Raw genomic sequence first — 18,587 nt, 5'->3', positions numbered from 1 at the left:
TAGGTAACGGTTGCAACCACAGGAAAGGATTGTTGTGATGTTTAATGGCGCCGGCCCCAGGCCGGCGCAGCAATGCCCGTCTAGAACCGCTGTTTGATAGGTTCATCACTGTTCAGGTTGCCGTTGGCCTGCGCTTCCCCGCAGGTGGTGGGGCCAAAGGCCACCACTTTGCCGTCGCTGTTTCTGAAGCCGACGTAGAACGGCGTCACGGTGCCGTTCGGCAAGCGGTGGTTGTAGTCGTGGCACACACCCTGGCCGTTCAGCGTCGGCCGAGTGGCGATCGGCGCGCCGAAATCCCGGCTGACCGAGCGCTTGTCGGCGCCGACGTGAAAGGCGTCGGCGATCTTTTGATCGCGCAGCAGGCTGAAAGTATCGCAGCCGGTTAACAACAGGCTCAGCGCCACAACGGCACTCCCTAACCCTTTACTCATTTTTCACTCCCTCTATATATATTGAACCTGGCGGCAATTACGCTATTTTGCCGGGTAAACGTCGGCGAGCGCCCAAGGGCGTGCCTGCTCGCAAGAGCATTAAAAAAGAGAAGCCATGCAAATTAACTCTTCAACGAATGAGATAACCATCCCATCGCCGTGGAAAGAACCGGATGGAGACGCGTTACAGTTTGCGGATCACATTGCCAATCAGGCATTTCACGGCGTTGATTTGCGCCGTCAGCCCCGGCTTGTCGGCGGGAAACACGCCGTCCAGCGCCGCGGTACCGACGGTGAAGCCAACCGCATTGCCCGTCACCACGGCGGCGATGCGATCTTCCCGGTCGATGGACCCGGCGATATAAACCGGTTTGTCGACCGCATCGCACACCCGACGAATCAATGTCGGCACGTCGCCGGCGAAGCGGTAGGCCAGCAGATCCAGCCCTGTCACGCCCGGTAAAGCGGCGCGCTGGCGGGCGCTGGCGACAATATCGTCAATGTCACCTTCCAGCACGCTGGGGTGGCCGCTGATGCGGCCGGCGAACGGATAGTAGCGCAGGCCAGACTGACGAATGATCGGCAGCACGCTTTCCGGCCGCGTTCCCCCCATCAATACATCAACGCCCAACGCCAGCGCCGCGCGCGCCGAATTCATCTCGCTGTCCTCATCCAGGCTAACCACTTCCAGATAAGCGGTGGCGCCGCCGGCGTGAATTGCCTGCGCCAACAGTTTGAGTTGATCCAGCGGCAGACCGATATCCTTAAAGCCGATATGCTTCACGCCGGCAGCCAGCACTTCTGGTAGCCGCGCTTGCGCATCGGGCACCGTACTGTCGTTGCGCGTCAGCATGAAAATAAACTCGGGTGTGTGCATGGTGTTTCCTTATTGTCATTGTCTTCAGGTGATGTGAGTTATTGGGCGCGCAGCATTTTTTCCGCCTGCCGGAAGGCGTACAGCAAGCTGGCGTGTTCCGCCCGTCCGCTGCCCGCGATATCGAACGCCGTACCGTGGTCGACCGAGGTGCGGATAAACGGCAGGCCGACGGTGACGTTAACGCCGTGATCCACCCCGAGATATTTCACCGGGATCAGGCCCTGGTCGTGATATTGGGCGACCACGATGTCGAACTCCCCGCGCCGGGCGCGCATGAAAACGGTATCGCCGGGCCAGGGGCCGCTGACGTCCAACCCCTGTTCCCGCGCCAGGGCGATGGCGGGCACGATGACGTCAAGATCTTCGCGGCCGAACAGGCCATTCTCCCCGGCGTGCGGATTCAGGCCGGCCACCGCAATGCGCGGTTTCGCTATGCCTAACGCCCGACAGGCCGTTTGCGCCAGATGAAACGCGCGCAGTTCGTTTTCCACGGTCGCCGCGTCGATGGCGTCCCGCAGCGAAACGTGAATGGAAACCAGGATCACCCGCAGCTCGTCGTTGGCCAGCATCATGGCGAAGTCCTGGGTGCCCGAGCGCGCCGCCAGGATCTCGGTGTGCCCCGGATAATCGATCCCCGCCAGGCGCATCGCTTCCTTGTTCAGCGGTGCGGTGACGATGCCGGCGATGCGCCCCGCCAGCGCCAGATCGATGGCGGCAACCACCCAGGCATAAGACGCCGCGCCCGCGCGCTTATCGAGCCTGCCGAGAGGCAAGTCCCCCGGCAGCGCAACGCCGGCGGAATAGACGGCGGTCTCCCCCCGCCGCCAGGCTTCGTCCCATCCCGCCAGCGAGGCGGGCAGCTCGCGGATAGGCAGCGTCAGCCCCAGACTGGCCGCCGCGCGCGCCAGGGCACCGGCATCGCCAATCACCACATAAGGCGTACTCAACCGCTCTGTGGCCGCCAGTTTGGCAATGATCTCCGGCCCGATGCCGGCGGGATCGCCCATGGTTATCGCCAGCGGCAAAGTGGAAAGGGTCATCGTTCTTCTCCTTCTCGGTCAGCGCGCAACCGGGTTACGCAGTTCAACAACGTGGCAGCCCGGCCAAAACCGCCCGCCTTGGTGGCGAACGGCAGCCTGCGGCCCGGCAGATTCAACAACCCGAAAGGCACGCCGGGTTCCACCTCACCGAACAGCGTCAATGAGCCGGCCGCCATAGCGTCGACGATGCGCCGCGCGGTATCCCCGCCGGTCGCCACCAACCCGTCGAAAGCTTCCGTGCAACGGCTGACGACCGCGCCCAGCGCAGCGGCATGATCCGCCACGGCCGCTCGCGCCCGGGGCGATATCAGGCAAACCACATCGGCACGCGCAAACGCCGCGCGCACCTCTTGCGCTACCGCCTCGGGATCGGCCGCTTCAGGCAGCGTGACCAGAACCGCGCCCGCCTGCCGCAGGCTTGCCAGCTGGGCGGCATTCGCCGGATGCAGGCTGCCAATCGCCACCAGCACCTTGCGGGCTCTCAGCGGTGGTTGAGCGGGCGGCGCGTTATCCCCGGGGGACAACGCACGCGACAGCGCCGCCGCCAGGCCCGGCGATCCCACCCACACCACCGGTTCGGCAATGCCGATCCGCCTCACGACCTCATCCAACTCGCCGTTGTCTGCGGCGTCGAATACCTGAAAGCGCGTCTGCTCCAGCCCCGCCATGCGCTCCATGACGTAGCCGGTGACGATCGGGTTCTTCGGATCGCGCGCAAAGGCGGTCTGCTCCAGCGCGACGCCGTCGACGTATTGCCGGCCATCCACCGTGGTGCGGCCGGCATCCGGGAAGGCCGGCGCGACGATGGCGAGACGGCGCCCGCTGCCCGTCAGCGCCCCGCGCGTTTCCGGCCCCAGATTGCCGCGCAGCGTGGAATCCACCGTTTTGTAGATGAGGCGCGCCCGCTTCACGCAGGCGGCGGCATGACGAAAACGCTGCTCCGCCTGCTCCGGCGAAACGAAGCGGGAATCTAAATCGAAGGCGACGATCTCAGCGCCCTGCAACGCGGCATCGGGCAGGCGCAGCATGACGCAGGCATTCAGTCCGCGTGCGGCGAACGGAGCCGCACCGTCGAGCGCGCTGGTAAGATCATCGGCGAGAATGGCAATCATCGCAGTTACCCGTAAGTGGAAAGTGATGCACACTTTGGCTGATTTGGCTGGCAATAAAAAACGATTTGCGTAGTATCGATGATTGACAAAAACTCAATCAAAAGGGGGCGCAGTGCGTCAACGAAGATTGCCTAACCTGGCGGTATTGCGGGCTTTCGAAGCTACGGTGCGGTACGGCAGCGTGTCGAAAGCCGCCAAATCTCTCAACATCACCGACGGCGCCGTCAGCCGCGCGGTGCGCGAATTCGAGCAGACCCTGGGATTCGCGCTGTTTCAACGCACCAGCCGCATGGTGCATCCGACGCCGCAGGCGCAAGAGCTGGCGAGCGAGATCGGCCGGGGGCTGGACAACCTGCAGTCGGCGATCGACCGCGCCTGTCGGCATCATCAGAATCGCCCGTTGGTGATCTCCTGCGAGCCGACCTTTCTGATCCGCTGGCTGATCCCGCGTCTGGCCGGTTTGCAGCAGGCGGTGGGGAAAGAACGCGATTTGCAGCTGGTCTCCGCCGGCGGCGCCGTCGCCTTCTCGCGTGAAGGCATCGATCTGGCGATTCGCCGCAACGATTTCCCGATCGCCGACGACGTGGTCGCCCGCCCGTTCCTCAAAGAACGGGTCGGCCCGGTTTGCCGCCGGGAGCATGCCGCGACGGGGCGTGAACTGCGCGGCACCCTGCTCCACACCGAGACGCGCCCGCACGCCTGGCGCGACTGGTGTGCCCACAGCGGCATCGAGATCCGGCCGGGCAACGAGCTGCGTTTCGAACATTTCTATCTCAGCCTGCAGGCGGCGGTCGCCGGCGCCGGTATCGGCATCGGCCCGTTGGCGCTGGTGGCGGATGATATCGTCAACGGCGCGCTGGTGGCGCCATATGGCTTTGCGCCTGACGGGACGGATTATGTGCTGATGACCCAGGCCGACGGCCAGGACGATGCAATATTCTCAACGGTATTGGCCTGGCTGGTCGCCATGGGCGAAGAAACCGAACGGGCGGTGTTGGCGAGCGAAGGGAAAGCGTAACGGGGAAAAGTCTCCGCCTGCCGCGCAGGGCAAGCGGAGTGGCATCAGGCGGCGATTACTTCTGCTCGGCCTGGCTTACGGTATCTTCGGCTTTCCAGATGCGGTATTTTACTTCCGCGTCTTTCGGCGCATACACCACGATCGGCAGGCGGCTGTTGTAGCGCTGCATCGCGGCGTCGCCCAGATTAGCGGCGATGAATTGCTTGGTCTTGGTGTTGTCCGGGCAAGCCATCATGGTCGAGGCTGGTTCGGACAGCTTCTCCAGCACCAGGTAATCATAGCCCCAACCGGAGAGGGTTTTAGTCTCCAGCGTACCGCCGATCATGTGGCGGTTGCAGTCCACTTCCAGCACCTTGCCGATCAGCAGTTCTACCTTGTAGTTCTCTTCATGCTCTTGCTTCGGCAGGTAGATCACCTGGCGATTCATGCCCTTCTCGGCTTTCGGGTAAGGCGCGACCTTTTCCAGCGGCTGTTTGCTGATATCCGCATCATCGCCAGAGGTAGCCGCCATGGCGCCGGCGGAAACGGCCATCAGCAGGCCGGAAAATACAACGGATGCCTTGTTCATGTTTTATCCCTACACTTTGTCAAATAATCCGCCTATAAACTAATACACTACCGCCAAGCTCGCCACAGGTTTAATCTTCTTTACAATAGGCTATCAGTAGTGACAATCGCCTAATATCGTCAATTAACCGGAGCAATGACTCAGTGTTTCTTCAGGTTAGCGATATAGGCCTTCACCACCTGATAGACATAATCTTGGCATGCCAGCCCGGTTTGCGGATCGTACTTGCCTTGGTTGGTGATGTTGTTGGACAACACGCGAATGCCGACAAACGGCACCTTGAATTCGGCGGCGATCTGCGCGGCGGAGGCGGTCTCCATCTCTTCGACCGACGTCCGGTAGCGGTCGTGGAAATAACGAATACGGTCCAGCTCGCTGTTCCACACGTCGGCCGAGCCGATCACCCCTTCCACGACCTTGCCCTGTCGGTAATCGCTCTTAACGCTTTGCGCAATCGCCAGCAGGTTGGGGTCGGCGGGAAACTGACGCAGGCTGTGCGCCTTTTTGTCCTCGCCGGCGCTGCCCTTGGAAGCCAACAGATCCATCGGCTGCCACTGCCGCGAGTCGCTGCCTTCCCCCAACGCCTTGGCCGGCGTTTTGAACGCGCCGAGATTGACCGAATATTTGCCCAGCACGATGTCATACACTTTCAGTGCCGGGTCATGGCCGCCGGCGGTCCCCTGGTTAATGATCGCCACCGGGTGAAACTGCGTGGCGGCAATCGCCGTGGCCGCCGCAGCGTTGGACATGCCCTTCAGCGTCTCCGACACCACCACCGGGTAGCCGTCTACGGTGCCGTGCCAAAAGCGCCAGCCACCGATCTGCTCCTCGCGCGGGTTCACCAACCGCTGGGCGAAACGTTCCGCCTCCACCGGCATGGCGCCCTGCACCACGATAGGCCCAGCGGCCGCCGGTTGGCCAAAGCACAGCGGAGAAAAGGCCGCACCGGCGGCCGCCAACAGTAAGACACGCGCTTTATTCTTCATCATCACCCTCTCATCCCGAAAAAAAGCAAACGATTACCTTAGCCGAAGGCGGTAGCGTCGGACAGGGTTTTCTTACCGGTGGACTAAGGTTTTCTTAAGACAGAATTATTACAGTGGCGTTATTCAATCCTGTCACCGAGCCTGCGCGTGAATCCAGAATCGTCATTAAATCAATCCTCAACGACACCGCAAATTAAGACAACCGCCCTTTACTCCCTGCCGGCATCCTTTTACCGTTGGCAGGTTTTTGGCCTGCTGATCAGCGGCCTGGTATTCCTGTGGCTCTCCCGCAACGAACAGCTGGACTGGGCGATCAGCAACTCTTGGTACGATCCCGCCAGCGGGCATTTCCCGTGGCAAAACAATTATTGGCTGGATCTGATCAACCACCGCCTGCTGAAGCAAATAGTGATCGTCGGGGCGGTACTGACGCTGTTTTGGGGCATCTATCGCCGCAGCGCGCGCCTGATCGTGACCATGCTGTTGATCGGGATCGGCCCGTTGGTGGTAGGCATTCTCAAGGCCACCAGCGCGCACTCCTGCCCGTGGGATCTGATCGAGTACGGCGGCAAGGCGATGTCCTTCCCGCTGTTCGGCGCGGTACCGGCGCTGCCGGGCCCCGGCCGCTGCTTCCCCGGCGGGCACGCCTCGAGCGGTTTCGCGGTCATGGCGTTGTTTTTCCTGTTTTATCCGCAGCGTCCGCGCCTGGCCTGGTGGTGCTGGTGCGGCGGCATTGCGCTCGGCATGGTGATGGGCTTTGGCCAGATCATGCGCGGCGCCCATTTTCTTACCCATAACCTGTGGGCGGGTTGGTGGGTTTGGTTAAGCCAGTTGGCTATTTATTGGACGGTTAGCGGCTATTGGCGCCGCAAGACGAGGTAACGGTTATGGAACAGTTGAACCATTTTCTTTTCGCCTGGATCAATGCGACCCCGGCGTCTCCCGAGTGGATGATCGATTTCGCCACCTTTTTGGCGCGCGATCTGATCATCATCGTGCCGCTGCTGATCGTCGGCCTGTGGCTGTGGGGGCCGCAAAGCCAGCTGGCATCGCAGCGCCAGGTGGTGGCGAAAACCACTATCGCGCTGCTGTTCGCCATGCTCGCCGCCGCCACCATCGGCGCGCTGCTGCCGCATGAGCGCCCGTTCGTCGCCGGCGTTGGCTATACCTTCCTGGCACATGCGCCGGACAGCTCGTTCCCGAGCGATCACGGCACCGCCATCTTTACCTTTGCGCTGGCGTTCCTGTTCTGGCACCGGGTCTGGTCCGGCGTGCTGCTGATGATCGTCGCCGTCGGCATCGCCTGGTCACGCGTTTACCTCGGCGTGCACTGGCCGCTGGATATGGTCGGCGGTTTCCTGCTCGGCCTGGTCGGCTGCCTGTTCGCCCAGCTGGTGTGGAATCTGTTCGGCGATGCCATCGCCGACAAGCTGTCGCGCCTGTATCGTTTCCTGTTCGCCTTCGCCATTCGCCGTGGCTGGGTGAAAGAGTAACCGCACAACATGACCGGGGCGTTACCGCCCCGTTATTTCACACCACGCCGGTGGTCACGCAAAACGCCCGCGTTTTTCCCGCTCCCAGCATCACCTCTGCCTCTCCTTCCGGCGCATTCGGGCGACAGTTCGCCGGCTGGATAAAAGCCAGCAGCCGCCGGTTGCCCTGAACGGCGATGCGTCGAAGACCATAGTTGAATTGCCCGGTGGCGAAGCGCGTCACATAGCGCCGGCCTTGCGGCGCCAGCATAAAGAACTCGGCCTGATCCACGTAGCGCGACAGATCGTCGGAGCACAGCAGCTCCCGCCCGAGCGCATCCCCCAACAGCGCCGGCGCCGGCAGATTCTGGCGGAATACCGCATCGGGAATGCAATCGTAATTGAGGCGGCACACATACTGCAGCGGCTGCGGCCGCTCGGCCAGGTTGGTGACCTGCATCTCAATGGCGAACTGCGCGCTCTGCGCCGCCAGACGCAGCGCCGGGCCGATGCGCCAACGCCCCCCCGCCCGCTCCCCCTCGCCGTGCAACGACAGCTCATCGCCCGCCAGCTGGAGCCACACGCGTTGCATCTGCAGCGGCTCACCGTCCTGATTCGGCCAGGCAGGACAGAACGCGGCATCGCCAGCGCGCTTTCTTCCGGCGCCCTTTACGCTGCGGCGGCCCGACTTCAGCGAATAACCGTCAAACTCGGCGTCCCAGATCGCGAGGCCCTGATACGGCAAAACCGTCAGTGCGCCACGATGATTTGCCAACGTCAGCATCGGCCCGCGTTCTGTGCAGCGATGCGTGCTCACCGCGAAATCCGCATTGCGGAACAGTTCCTGCCGATGCGCCCCGAAAGCTTCAGGAGCCAGATCGATGTTGATCTTCATCTTTTTTCCCTCGACGTTGCGCCCGCGCAGGCCGCGAGCCCTGAAATGTTATTTAAATAACAAATGAAACGCCTTTAAGTTATACCTATAACAGCATGATAGCGACGATCGAATCGACATTTTTTAAACATCACTAGGTTTATCGGCATCTAAATGTTATTATTCTCACATTATCCATCCCGCTTACTGTCTTAACCTCACTAAGGAATCGCGATGACCACCGAAACCATCGATTACGCCAGCTATGTTGACCACACCCTGCTGGCGATGGACGCCACCGAACTGCAGATCGCCAAGCTGTGCGAAGAAGCGCAGCAGCACAACTTCTATGCGGTATGCGTCAACTCCGGCTACGTGCCGCTGGCAGCCCAGCTGCTGCAAGAAAGCACCGTGAAAGTCTGCTCGGTGATCGGTTTCCCGCTGGGCGCCGGCCTGACCGTCGCCAAAGCCTTTGAAGCCAAAGCGGCAATCGCCGCCGGCGCGCAAGAGATCGATATGGTGATCAACGTCGGCTGGTTGAAAAGCGGCCTGCTGGACGAAGTGAAAGCCGACATCGCCGCCGTGCGCGAGGTTTGCGCGGCGATCCCGTTGAAGGTAATATTGGAAACCTGCCTGCTCAGCGATGCACAGATCGTCCAGGTTTGTGAAATGTGTCGCGAACTCGATGTGGCCTTCGTGAAAACCTCCACCGGCTTCAGCACCGGCGGCGCTCGGGAAGAGCACGTCAAACTGATGCGCGAGACCGTGGGCAGCGAAATGGGCGTGAAAGCTTCCGGCGCCGTGCGCGATCGCGCCACCGCCGAGAAGATGATCAACGCCGGCGCCACGCGTATCGGCACCAGCTCCGGCGTCGCCATCGTTTCCGGCGCTCAGCCGGCGGCGGGCAGCTACTGATCGTCGGCATGCCCTGACGGGCACAGCCAATCCACTCCGATGCGGGACAATACGGGCGGCCAAGGCGGCCCGATATTGCCCCGCATTGTTGTGTTTAGCGCCGGACACGCCGGCACGCCCTTTTACCTCTACTACCTGTGGGAAGACGGACCTATGGAAACACGGCGCGAAGAACGTATCAACCGGCTAGTTCAGGCGTTAAAACGCGCTGACAAGATCCACCTGAAAGAAGCCGCCGCGCTGCTGGGGGTCTCGGAGATGACCATTCGCCGCGATCTGAGCGCCGAGCCGGCGGCGGTGGTACTGCTCGGCGGCTATGTGGTGACCGATCCGCGCAGCAACGGCGTGACCAACTACTTCGTTTCCGATCAAAAAGCCAAGCAGGTGATGGAGAAACGGCGCATCGGCCTGCTGGCGGCGCCGTTGATCAATGAAAACGACACGGTGTTTTTCGACTGCGGCACCACTACCCCGGCGATCATCGACGCCATCGCCGACGAGCTGACCTTCACCGCCGTGTGCCATTCGCTGAACACCTTCCTGGCGCTGCAGGACAAACCGAACTGCAAGGTGGTCCTGTGCGGCGGTGAGTTCAAGCCGAACAACTACATCTTTTCCAGCGTCAGCGGCCGTAACGAGCTCGATCACATCTGCCCGAACATCGCCTTTATCTCCGCCGCCGGCCTCAGCCTGCAGCACGGCGCCACCTGCTTCAACTTCGACGAGCTGGAGATGAAGCATCGCGCCATGGCGATGGCGCAGCAAAAGATCCTGGTGGCAGACCACAGCAAGTTCGGCAAAACCAAACCGGCCTGCATCGGCCCCCTGACGCAGTTCGATCGGGTGATCAGCGACCGCCAGCCGGACGCCGACTTCATGGCGTTCTTCAACGACAACGCCATCGCTACCCGCTATTAATCCGCCTTCTGCGCCGTCGAAACCGACGGCGCACTGCCGCAATCCCCTTCTTTCCCCGCCCGAAAATGTACAAATAATGCGCAATCGATTCGCGTTTTTCGCTTATCCGCACGCAACATCAGGTTAATAAAATGCAACAGGTCATCCGAGTGATTATTTTCTCGCAGGCTAAACACGCTGTCGGTTGGGTGAATTAACGACTATTTATGGCTTTTATATGATAAATCGCGCCAAAGGCCGGGATGTTTAAATAAACGGCGGTTTACGCGATTGCAGCAAATCTCACCAATACCTGTTAGGTATCTGTTATTTATATGATGAATGGTTACGCATTTTTATCCGCTAACCACGTAAGTAATTTCCCTTCGTTATTAGCGGTGCCTTTCATAAAAAATCATTTAAAAACAAAAATATAAATTCAATTTTACTTAAAAATACAATGTGATCTACGTCACTAAAACTGCTTAATCCGGGTTTTTCGCTAGATCCAAAACCACGCATAAAATATATTGCTCGGCTTGCTGCTGAGCACAGCGCTTTATCCGGCTAATTATTGTACAAACCGCATAATCGCAGAAATTTTTATGAGAGCGTTCTCAGCACAAAATCTTACACAAATGTGCAACAAATGCGCGAAAAATCGATGAAAAAGCGGATAACTGCACATATTACGCATTTGAGAGCAGGATCACGGTTGTTTCTACTGTAAATCGTTATCTTGCCGCCAACAAAAATCGACAGGCAAAGACCTGTCGGCAGCGGTAACGACTTTTATCGCCCGTGACGGTGAAAAGTCTTTAGTGAATTACCCGGCGCTGTGCCTTGGTAATGAACGCAATAAACAACCAGGGGGACGCCAAAACATCCCCGCAAGCAACACCTGATTCTTACCGCAAGCGTTGCCTGAATAGGACGTTTGACGGTTTAACCTTAAGTTTTGCCTTTTAATTTTAAATTCGTGTTCACTTCGGAGATATTTATGGACACTACACAGACCGGCACAATTGCCTCTGCGGCCTCGGGCTCCAGCAGTACCTGGCGTAAAACGGATACCATGTGGATGTTGGGCCTGTACGGCACCGCCATCGGCGCAGGCGTCCTGTTCTTGCCAATCAACGCCGGCATCGGCGGTTTGATTCCTCTGATCATCATGGCCATCATCGCTTTCCCGATGACCTTCTTTGCCCACCGCGGCCTGTGCCGTTTCGTTCTGTCCGGCAAAAATCCCGGTGAAGACATCACCGCCGTGGTAGAAGAGCACTTCGGTATCACCGCCGGTAAACTGATTACCCTGCTGTACTTCTTCGCCATCTACCCGATTCTGCTGGTTTACAGCGTGGCGATCACCAACACCGTCGACAGCTTCATCACCCACCAGTTGGGCATGACATCGCCACCGCGCGCCATCCTGTCGCTGATCCTGATCGTCGGCCTGATGACCATCGTGCGCTTCGGTGAGCAGGCCATCGTGAAAACCATGAGCATCCTGGTCTTCCCGTTTGTCGCGGTGCTGATGCTGCTGGCGGTGTATCTGATCCCTAACTGGACCGGCGCCATCTTCGAAAACGTGTCGCTGTCCGGCAGCGGTACCGGCATGGGCCACGGCCTGATCATGACCCTGTGGCTGGCGATCCCGGTAATGGTGTTCTCCTTCAACCACTCGCCGATCATCTCCGCCTTCGCCGTTGCCAAACGCGAAGAGTACGGCGCAGACGCCGAGAAAAAATGCTCCCGCATTCTGGCTTATGCACACATCATGATGGTGCTGACCGTGATGTTCTTCGTGTTCAGCTGCGTGCTGAGCCTGACGCCGGAAAACCTGGCGGAAGCCAAGGCGCAGAACATCTCGATTCTGTCTTACCTGGCTAACCACTTTAACAACCCGATGATCGCGTACATCGCGCCGGTTATCGCCTTCGTCGCCATCACCAAATCGTTCCTGGGCCACTACCTGGGCGCGCGTGAAGGCTTCAACGGCCTGGTTGCCAAGTCGATGAAGAGCCGCGGCAAAACCGTCAGCACCGCCAAGCTGAACCGCATGACCGCTATCTTCATGCTGGTGACCACCTGGATCGTCGCCACCCTGAACCCAAGCATCCTGGGCATGATCGAAACCCTGGGCGGCCCAATCATCGCCATGCTGCTGTTCCTGATGCCGATGTATGCCATCCGTAAAGTGCCTGCCATGCGCAAGTACAGCGGCCACATCAGCAACGTGTTCGTGGTTGTGATGGGTCTGATTGCCATCTCTGCTATCGTGTTCAGCCTGCTCGGCTAATCACGTCCGGCCGGCGCCGCTGCGCGCCGGCCCTCCCGCACTCCCCCATTTCCCGTATTCACCGCCTGAAACCTGAAGAAGGAGGCGAGACCATGGTCAGCGTTTTCGATATTTTCAAGATTGGCATCGGCCCATCCAGCTCCCACACCGTTGGCCCGATGAAAGCCGGCAAACAGTTCGTCGACGATCTGATCGCCCACCAGCAGCTGCAGGACACCACCCGCGTGGTGGTCGACGTGTACGGTTCGCTGTCGTTGACCGGTAAAGGCCACCACACCGATATCGCCATCATCATGGGCCTGGCCGGCAACCTGCCGCACGACGTGGACATCGACAGCATTCCGGGCTTTATCCGCGACGTCGAACAGCGCGGCCGCCTGCCGCTGGCCAACGGCCACCACGAGGTGGATTTCCCGCTGCACGGCGGCATGAACTTCCACAGCGACAACCTGCCGCTGCACGAAAACGGCATGCGCATCCACGCCTTCGCCGGTGAACGCCTGCTGCACAGCAAAACCTATTACTCGATCGGTGGCGGTTTCATCGTCGACGAAGAGCACTTCGGCCAATCCGCCGAGGGCGCCACGCCGGTGCCCTACCCGTTCAAATCGGCGCACGATCTGCAGCAGCATTGCAAAGACACCGGGCTGTCGTTGTCCGGCCTGGTGATGCAGAACGAACTGGCGCTGCGCAGCAAGGCGGATATCGACGCACACTTCGCCGACGTCTGGCAGGTGATGAGCGCCGGTATCGAACGCGGTATCAACACCGAAGGCTTGCTGCCCGGCCCGATGAAAGTGCCGCGCCGCGCCGCCGCGCTGCGCCGCATTCTGGTGACCGGCGACAAGAACAATATCGACCCGATGAACGTGGTCGATTGGATCAACATGTTCGCGCTGGCGGTTAACGAAGAGAACGCCGCCGGTGGCCGCGTGGTCACCGCGCCGACCAACGGCGCCTGCGGCATCATCCCTGCGGTGCTGGCTTACTACGACAAGTTCATCCGTCCGGTAAACGCCAACTCCTACACCCGCTATTTCCTGGCGTCCGGGGTGATTGGCGCGCTGTACAAGATGAACGCCTCGATCTCCGGCGCCGAAGTGGGTTGTCAGGGGGAAGTGGGCGTAGCCTGTTCGATGGCGGCGGCCGGGTTGACCGAGCTACTGGGCGGCAGCCCGGCGCAGGTGTGCATCGCGGCGGAGATCGCCATGGAGCACCATTTGGGGCTGACCTGCGATCCGCTCGCCGGCCAGGTTCAGGTGCCCTGCATCGAACGCAACGCCATTTCCGCCGTCAAGGCGGTCAACGCCGCACGCATGGCGATGCGCCGCACCAGCGAACCGCGAGTTTGTCTGGATAAGGTGATCGAAACCATGTACGAAACCGGCAAAGACATGAACGCCAAATACCGCGAAACCTCCCAGGGCGGGCTGGCGATCAAGGTCGTGGCCTGCAACTGACCGCCACGGCGAATCACTAAAAGCGCCGGCCGTTCCGATCTGGCCGGCGCCGTTTCAATGCCGCTCTTTCCCTGCCGCAACGCCCGGCTGAATGCCGGCTCGAGCCCCCACGGCGCCGGGACGGGCGCTGTGCCGCAGCCAACCGTAAAGTTCGGCATTACGCCGGAATCCCATCTTGCGCATAACGCTCATTTTGTGATTGCTGACGGTTTTCACGCTGATGTCCAGCATCCGCGCAATTTGCGTCACCCCCATCTCCCGCGTCATGCAGCGCATGATCTCCTGTTCGCGCAGCGTCAGGCCTCGGTGCTGGCATACGCAGTTCATGCCACAACCCGGCCTGCCCGGCCATTTGCCGCGCCGCTCCAGTTCGGCGCTCACCTGATACAATGCCGATACCAGCGGCGTATCGTGGTAGATGACGCCGGCCTCCAGCGAGCAGCGGGTGCCGACGGTGCGTTTATGCCGCCCCTCCGGCGTTCGCAACGAGAAATACAGCGTTTTGCGCCCTGCGGTCTGCGCCTCAAAGAAGTGACAAAAGCAGCTTTGCACGCCGGGAGGAAAATAGCAGAACACCAGATCGGCTTCATGAACCTGCTGCGCATCCAGTAACAGCGTACGCTTGCCGTAAGTGCTGAAATGCAGCGCCAGGGCCTCCTGCCAACCGGCGCTGAAGTAACGGTTTTCATCAAATAGCGCGATTTTTATCATGGTGTTCATCCCTGCCCTCCCGCCGTTCCGGCTTCCCGTTTAACCGCCTGGGCCCCCTTTGCCGGAGCCTGACTGTTGTCGATGCGTAATTCATAAATCATGGTGGCGTTAGGTGGCACTTTCGGCGGGTAGCCGGTTTCGCCGTAGGCCAGCGCCGGCGGCACGACCATCGTCAGCGAACCGTGGTTGTGCAGATGGCTTATCGCCTCCCTGAACAGCGGCGGATACTCGGACAGCGGTTGCGACAGCACCTTGCCGCTCAGTTCCATATCCTGGATCACCGTGCCGTCGGTCAATTTCTCCTTCACGACCACATCGACCACCGCCGTTGGCGCCAGCGCGCCCTCACCGGCGTAATCCACCCGATACCAAAAGCCCATCGCCGATTGTTTTACGCCCTTTTGTTGACTGAACTGCGCCAGATAATCTTCATCATGCCGCTGCTGTTCGTTAACGCGTTTCTCACGCGCGGCCATGGCGGCGGCATCCGCCTGCGCCGTCAGCTTATTCAGTTCATCCGCCGGCAGCTGCAAACGCCCCGACACGCTATCGATGACGCCCGCCAACAGGCTGTCGCGGTCCACCGGTACGCCCCAGCTTTGACGCTCCGTCACTACCCCCTGAATATCCCGCCCCAGCGCACTGCCCGCCGCATAGGACAAACGCTTGCGTTCATCCTTCAACTGCTCCGGCGTCACCTCCCATTGCAGCCGCTTATGCAGCGCCAACAGCGCTTCGCGCGTCTGCTGGGTCACTTTCTGCTCATCGGCCCGCTTCTGCTCACTCGCCTCCAGCGCGGTACGCAGAGCGTGCAGTTCCTCCTGGTGCTCGCGCTGGCGTTGTGCAAGCGTCTGTGCCGATGCCTGCGCAGCGGACTCCAGCTCGGTGACGCGCCGTTCGGCCTGCATCGCCGTCGCTTTGGTTTTGGCGGTTTCCTGCATCGCCTGCCGCAGCAGCGCCTCGGCGCGCTGCGCATCGGGCGAGCCGCGCCAGGCGGCGCCCAGCCCGGCGATCCACTGCTGCAGCGTTGACGAATCGGGCAACGTCGCGACGGGTGGCGTCGCTTTCTCCGCCCGCAGCGCGGCAATTTCCTGGCGCAACACCGTCAGTTCCATTCGCTGGCGCGCCAGCTGTTGGTCACGCGCCAATAATTCCTGGCTCAGCGTAAAAGCTTTGGCCGGTGAAGCCGGCTGGTGGGTGTCCGGTGGACGCTTTGCCGGCTCACGCTTTTTTTGCCCCGCCCCGCGGTCGGCGGGCGCCGCGTTTTCGCTCGCCGGCCCGGTGTTCTGCCGTTGATACTGCTCGGCAAACTGCAGCAGCGCCGGCACGCCGTCGTCCGCCTGCGCGACGCCGGTGAACAGCAGAGCCGCACAGCCCAGCAGCCGCAGCCTCATTTAATCTGCTCCCCGCGATCTGCCAAGCCGGTCAACACCGCCTGATTCACCCCGGCGCACAGATAGTTGACCTTGTAGCGATACAGCGCATCCACCGTCTCCTGCGTGTCGCCGTTTACCCGCGCGCGCAGGTTGGCGTACTGCGAAGCGCCGCTCATCAGGCTGTCGAAGGCCTGTTTATAGCGCTGATACTGTTTCTCGTCGATCGTGCGCAATGCACCCAGTTGCTGCTGGCACTGCTGCAGTTGCTCGGCCTCACGCTGCTTGCGCAAAGCCTCTTCTGACGGCGCTTGCACAGCCTGATTTTTGGTGTTCACGGCCGGTTTGCCCGACTTTTGGTTTTGACAGGCGGCGGCGCTCAACGCCAACAGGCACAGCAGGCCCATGCGCAGAGCGCGATTGAGGGGCTTTATCATCATTGCGTTTTTTGTCCTTGTAGACGCTTATTCGTATTCCAACGTAAAAGTGGCCACCGCGCTGAAGGTGCCGCGGCCGATGGACTTCGTTTGGATGGCCTCCGGCTCCCCCTGCACATAGGCCTGCAGCGTGAGCGTGGTGTTGCCGGCATTCAGGCGGAATTTATCGCTGGCGCGATTGAGCGGCAGCGCCTTGCCGGTGCTGTCCTCCAGCCCGATGCCGATCCCCGAGGCCAGGCTGCCGGCATCCAGCGCCAACAGGCCGGGCAGCTTAGCGTTCTCGGTGCCGGTAAACGTGATGGCCACCGTATTGCCCAAGCTGAGATCGCACTCGGTCAGGTGCAACGCGAAGGTTTGGCTATGGGTGCGGGTGTTCAGATACAGGTATTTGTCGACGATGGTGCCGAAATCCAGTTGGATATCCTCATCTCCCGGCTGAATGACGCACGGCTCTGCCACCAGCGTACCGTGGAAGCGCATGTTTTCCGCCGCAGCCACCGGCGGCGCCATCATGCCGGCCGCCATGACCATGCCTGCCCCCAACAGCGCGCTCCGGCGCCGGTTCGTCTTTGTCGCGCGCATAACGCCACTCCCTTTGATTAGGCTTGCGCCGGTCCGGCGCAAGCGGCGTATTAGTCGTAATAAAGGCGGAAATCGATCGCCGCACGGTAGGCGCCGGCACTCAGCGTCGCCGGGGTTCGCACCGGCGTCACCGTATACGTTAGGGTGTTTTGCCCCGGCGTCAGCAAGATCGGTTTGTTACGCGCGCCGAGGCGCACCGGCAGGCCGCTGGCATCCGCCAACTGCAGCCCCAAGCCGGTGACGCCGGCCACCCTGACCAAACTCGGCGCATTGCCATCCGCAGGCGCGGCAAACGCCACGGACACTGCGGGCTGACTGCCGCTCCAGGCCAGAACTCCGGTCCAGGCGTCGCGGTTGCTCGCCGGCGCCCGCAGGCAATCTTTCAGCGTCAGCTCGAACGCCACCGGCGTGCCGCGATCGCCCGGACGCTGGAAGTGCGCCGTTCCCGTCTCGCCCAGCCATACTTCCTGACGAGCGGTGGTCATTTCCAGACTGCAGGCGCTTTCCGTCAACGCGCCGTAGACGTGGAGCGTACCGTTCGCGCCCTCCACGTCCCAGTTGTCCACCGCGCGGGCCGACGGCATCAGCATCAGCATCGTGCCTGCCGTCAGCGGTACCATCAGCGCGGCCAACACCGTCAGGCCGATAGTGCGTCGCTGATGACGTTCATAGGCCTTTCCCAACAGCATGGGGATCTTTCGTTGCATGATTCGTTCACTCCGCTGTGTTCACTCTGTCTTCCCTGCTGGCGCGCGGCTCGTCATTTGGCGACCGGCACGACCTGGCAGGCATTGCCGGCGCAGCGGAAGTTCAACTGCGGCCGCCCACCGTAATCGTTGATGTATGCCAGCGACGGGCCGTTGCCGAGGCTCACGGCGGAGACGTTCAGCGGGGCACTGGCCTTCGGCGCCACCATCAGCGGTTCAAAGCCCGCCGCCCCTTTTCCGTCCTTGCCGGCGCTCGCCTCAACGATCGTCACGTAATACGGGGTCGGGTTGTTCACCACGTACTTGTCGCCCTGCCGGGTCAGCGTCAACTGCTCCTGCCACGGTGCGGCGTTCTTTTTCGGGGCGAGCGCCGCCGGGCGATAAAACATTTTGATGCGCGTCTGCAGCGCTATCTGCAGCGTGTTCGGCTTATTGCTGCGCGGCGGGATCTCGCGCAGGTTGAAGTAATACAGCGTCTCCCTGTCCTGCGGCAGCTGACGCGCCGCCGGCAGCGACTGGATCTTCACCTGACTCGGTTTGCCCGGCTCCACCCGCTGCACCGGCGGCAGCACGGTGAAAGGGCTTTGGATCTTGTTGCCGCGATCGTCTTCGATCCATCCCTGCGCCAGATACGGCAACTGTTTGTTCTGGTTACTGATGTTGAGACTGACCGTTTTCAGGTCGCCGTCGAAAATCACGCGCGTGCGATCCAGCGCGATAGCCGCATGAGCGGGCAGGCTGACCGCGCCAATCGTCAACGCGGCAGCGAGCGGGCCCACAAGGAAAACGGTCTTTCTGGTCATAGTCAGATTCATCATGTCTTCACGG

Annotated in this window: 20 protein-coding genes; 7 read left to right on the top strand and 13 right to left on the bottom strand. The window is 60.9% G+C overall.

The features are described 5' to 3' along the window. Positions 1–80 precede the first annotated feature (80 nt). The 4 genes from C3F38_RS10700 to C3F38_RS10685 form a co-directional block, all read right to left on the bottom strand. Positions 81–431 (bottom strand): hypothetical protein, encoded by a 351-nt coding sequence (locus tag C3F38_RS10700; protein WP_134267038.1) that lies wholly within the window; start codon positions 429–431, stop codon positions 81–83. 184 nt (positions 432–615) lie between these two features. Beyond that, positions 616–1,308, bottom strand: a complete 693-nt coding sequence (locus C3F38_RS10695) for a 4-hydroxythreonine-4-phosphate dehydrogenase (protein WP_047728007.1) — start codon at positions 1,306–1,308, stop codon at positions 616–618. A gap of 38 nt (positions 1,309–1,346) precedes the next feature. After that, on the bottom strand, positions 1,347–2,348 hold the full coding sequence (gene pdxA / locus C3F38_RS10690) for a 4-hydroxythreonine-4-phosphate dehydrogenase PdxA (RefSeq protein ID WP_048233216.1): 1,002 nt from the start codon (positions 2,346–2,348) through the stop codon (positions 1,347–1,349). Continuing rightward, the gene (locus C3F38_RS10685) at positions 2,345–3,460 is read right to left on the bottom strand and encodes a four-carbon acid sugar kinase family protein (RefSeq protein ID WP_038881149.1); all 1,116 of its coding nucleotides are present in this window, start codon (positions 3,458–3,460) and stop codon (positions 2,345–2,347) included. The genes pdxA and C3F38_RS10685 overlap by 4 nt, the downstream gene beginning before the upstream one ends. 112 nt (positions 3,461–3,572) lie before the next feature. Here C3F38_RS10685 and C3F38_RS10680 point away from each other — a divergent pair, with 112 nt between their 5' ends. Continuing rightward, on the top strand, positions 3,573–4,478 hold the full coding sequence (locus C3F38_RS10680; protein ID WP_053056821.1) for a LysR family transcriptional regulator: 906 nt from the start codon (positions 3,573–3,575) through the stop codon (positions 4,476–4,478). 55 nt (positions 4,479–4,533) lie between these two features. On the opposite strand, the gene eco is transcribed toward C3F38_RS10680, so the two are convergent. Both eco and C3F38_RS10670 read right to left on the bottom strand, forming a co-directional pair. Beyond that, positions 4,534–5,046, bottom strand: a complete 513-nt coding sequence (eco, locus tag C3F38_RS10675; RefSeq protein WP_038881146.1) for a serine protease inhibitor ecotin — start codon at positions 5,044–5,046, stop codon at positions 4,534–4,536. 140 nt (positions 5,047–5,186) lie between these two features. Then, a complete protein-coding gene (locus C3F38_RS10670; RefSeq protein WP_038881209.1) occupies positions 5,187–6,032 on the bottom strand; it encodes a 5'-methylthioadenosine/S-adenosylhomocysteine nucleosidase in 846 nt (281 codons plus the stop codon). 147 nt (positions 6,033–6,179) lie between these two features. Between C3F38_RS10670 and C3F38_RS10665 the strand changes: the two genes are divergently transcribed. Beyond that, complete coding sequence (locus tag C3F38_RS10665; RefSeq protein ID WP_038881142.1) at positions 6,180–6,914, top strand: phosphatase PAP2 family protein; 735 nt, start codon at positions 6,180–6,182, stop codon at positions 6,912–6,914. Positions 6,915–6,919: 5 nt separating this feature from the next. Further along, positions 6,920–7,525, top strand: coding sequence for an undecaprenyl-diphosphate phosphatase (gene ybjG, locus C3F38_RS10660; RefSeq protein ID WP_038881139.1), 606 nt, complete (start codon positions 6,920–6,922; stop codon positions 7,523–7,525). A gap of 37 nt (positions 7,526–7,562) precedes the next feature. On the opposite strand, the gene C3F38_RS10655 is transcribed toward ybjG, so the two are convergent. Continuing rightward, a complete protein-coding gene (locus C3F38_RS10655) occupies positions 7,563–8,399 on the bottom strand; it encodes a hypothetical protein (protein WP_038881136.1) in 837 nt (278 codons plus the stop codon). Positions 8,400–8,612: 213 nt separating this feature from the next. Between C3F38_RS10655 and deoC the strand changes: the two genes are divergently transcribed. From deoC to C3F38_RS10635, 4 genes are all read left to right on the top strand, one after another. Continuing rightward, entirely contained in the window at positions 8,613–9,293 is a 681-nt protein-coding gene (deoC, locus tag C3F38_RS10650) for a deoxyribose-phosphate aldolase (RefSeq protein ID WP_038881133.1), read from the top strand. A gap of 153 nt (positions 9,294–9,446) precedes the next feature. Further along, positions 9,447–10,211, top strand: a complete 765-nt coding sequence (gene deoR / locus C3F38_RS10645) for a DNA-binding transcriptional repressor DeoR (RefSeq protein WP_038881131.1) — start codon at positions 9,447–9,449, stop codon at positions 10,209–10,211. A gap of 979 nt (positions 10,212–11,190) precedes the next feature. Next, a complete protein-coding gene (locus C3F38_RS10640) occupies positions 11,191–12,489 on the top strand; it encodes an HAAAP family serine/threonine permease (protein ID WP_038881129.1) in 1,299 nt (432 codons plus the stop codon). A gap of 92 nt (positions 12,490–12,581) precedes the next feature. After that, complete coding sequence (locus C3F38_RS10635; protein WP_055317550.1) at positions 12,582–13,949, top strand: L-serine ammonia-lyase; 1,368 nt, start codon at positions 12,582–12,584, stop codon at positions 13,947–13,949. Between the two features lie 54 nt (positions 13,950–14,003). Here C3F38_RS10635 and C3F38_RS10630 read toward each other — a convergent pair whose 3' ends face one another. The 6 genes from C3F38_RS10630 to C3F38_RS10605 form a co-directional block, all read right to left on the bottom strand. Continuing rightward, entirely contained in the window at positions 14,004–14,669 is a 666-nt protein-coding gene (locus C3F38_RS10630; protein ID WP_047728013.1) for a helix-turn-helix transcriptional regulator, read from the bottom strand. After that, positions 14,666–16,054 (bottom strand): FKBP-type peptidyl-prolyl cis-trans isomerase N-terminal domain-containing protein, encoded by a 1,389-nt coding sequence (locus C3F38_RS10625; protein ID WP_055317549.1) that lies wholly within the window; start codon positions 16,052–16,054, stop codon positions 14,666–14,668. The genes C3F38_RS10630 and C3F38_RS10625 overlap by 4 nt, the downstream gene beginning before the upstream one ends. Continuing rightward, the gene (locus C3F38_RS10620; RefSeq protein WP_047728015.1) at positions 16,051–16,473 is read right to left on the bottom strand and encodes a hypothetical protein; all 423 of its coding nucleotides are present in this window, start codon (positions 16,471–16,473) and stop codon (positions 16,051–16,053) included. Before C3F38_RS10620 ends, C3F38_RS10625 begins: the two co-directional genes overlap by 4 nt. 24 nt (positions 16,474–16,497) lie before the next feature. Continuing rightward, on the bottom strand, positions 16,498–17,052 hold the full coding sequence (locus C3F38_RS10615; RefSeq protein WP_055317548.1) for a fimbrial protein: 555 nt from the start codon (positions 17,050–17,052) through the stop codon (positions 16,498–16,500). A gap of 50 nt (positions 17,053–17,102) precedes the next feature. Beyond that, complete coding sequence (locus C3F38_RS10610; RefSeq protein WP_055317547.1) at positions 17,103–17,741, bottom strand: fimbrial protein; 639 nt, start codon at positions 17,739–17,741, stop codon at positions 17,103–17,105. A 71-nt stretch (positions 17,742–17,812) separates the two neighbouring features. After that, a complete protein-coding gene (locus tag C3F38_RS10605) occupies positions 17,813–18,577 on the bottom strand; it encodes a fimbria/pilus periplasmic chaperone (RefSeq protein ID WP_055317546.1) in 765 nt (254 codons plus the stop codon). Between the last annotated feature and the right edge of the window lie 10 nt (positions 18,578–18,587).

It is taken from the genome of Serratia sp. SSNIH1, from assembly GCF_002935055.1.
Lineage (GTDB): Bacteria > Pseudomonadota > Gammaproteobacteria > Enterobacterales > Enterobacteriaceae > Serratia > Serratia nevei.
The sequence above is the reverse complement of the archived record's forward strand: the minus strand, read 5'-3'. Positions and strand labels throughout refer to the sequence as shown.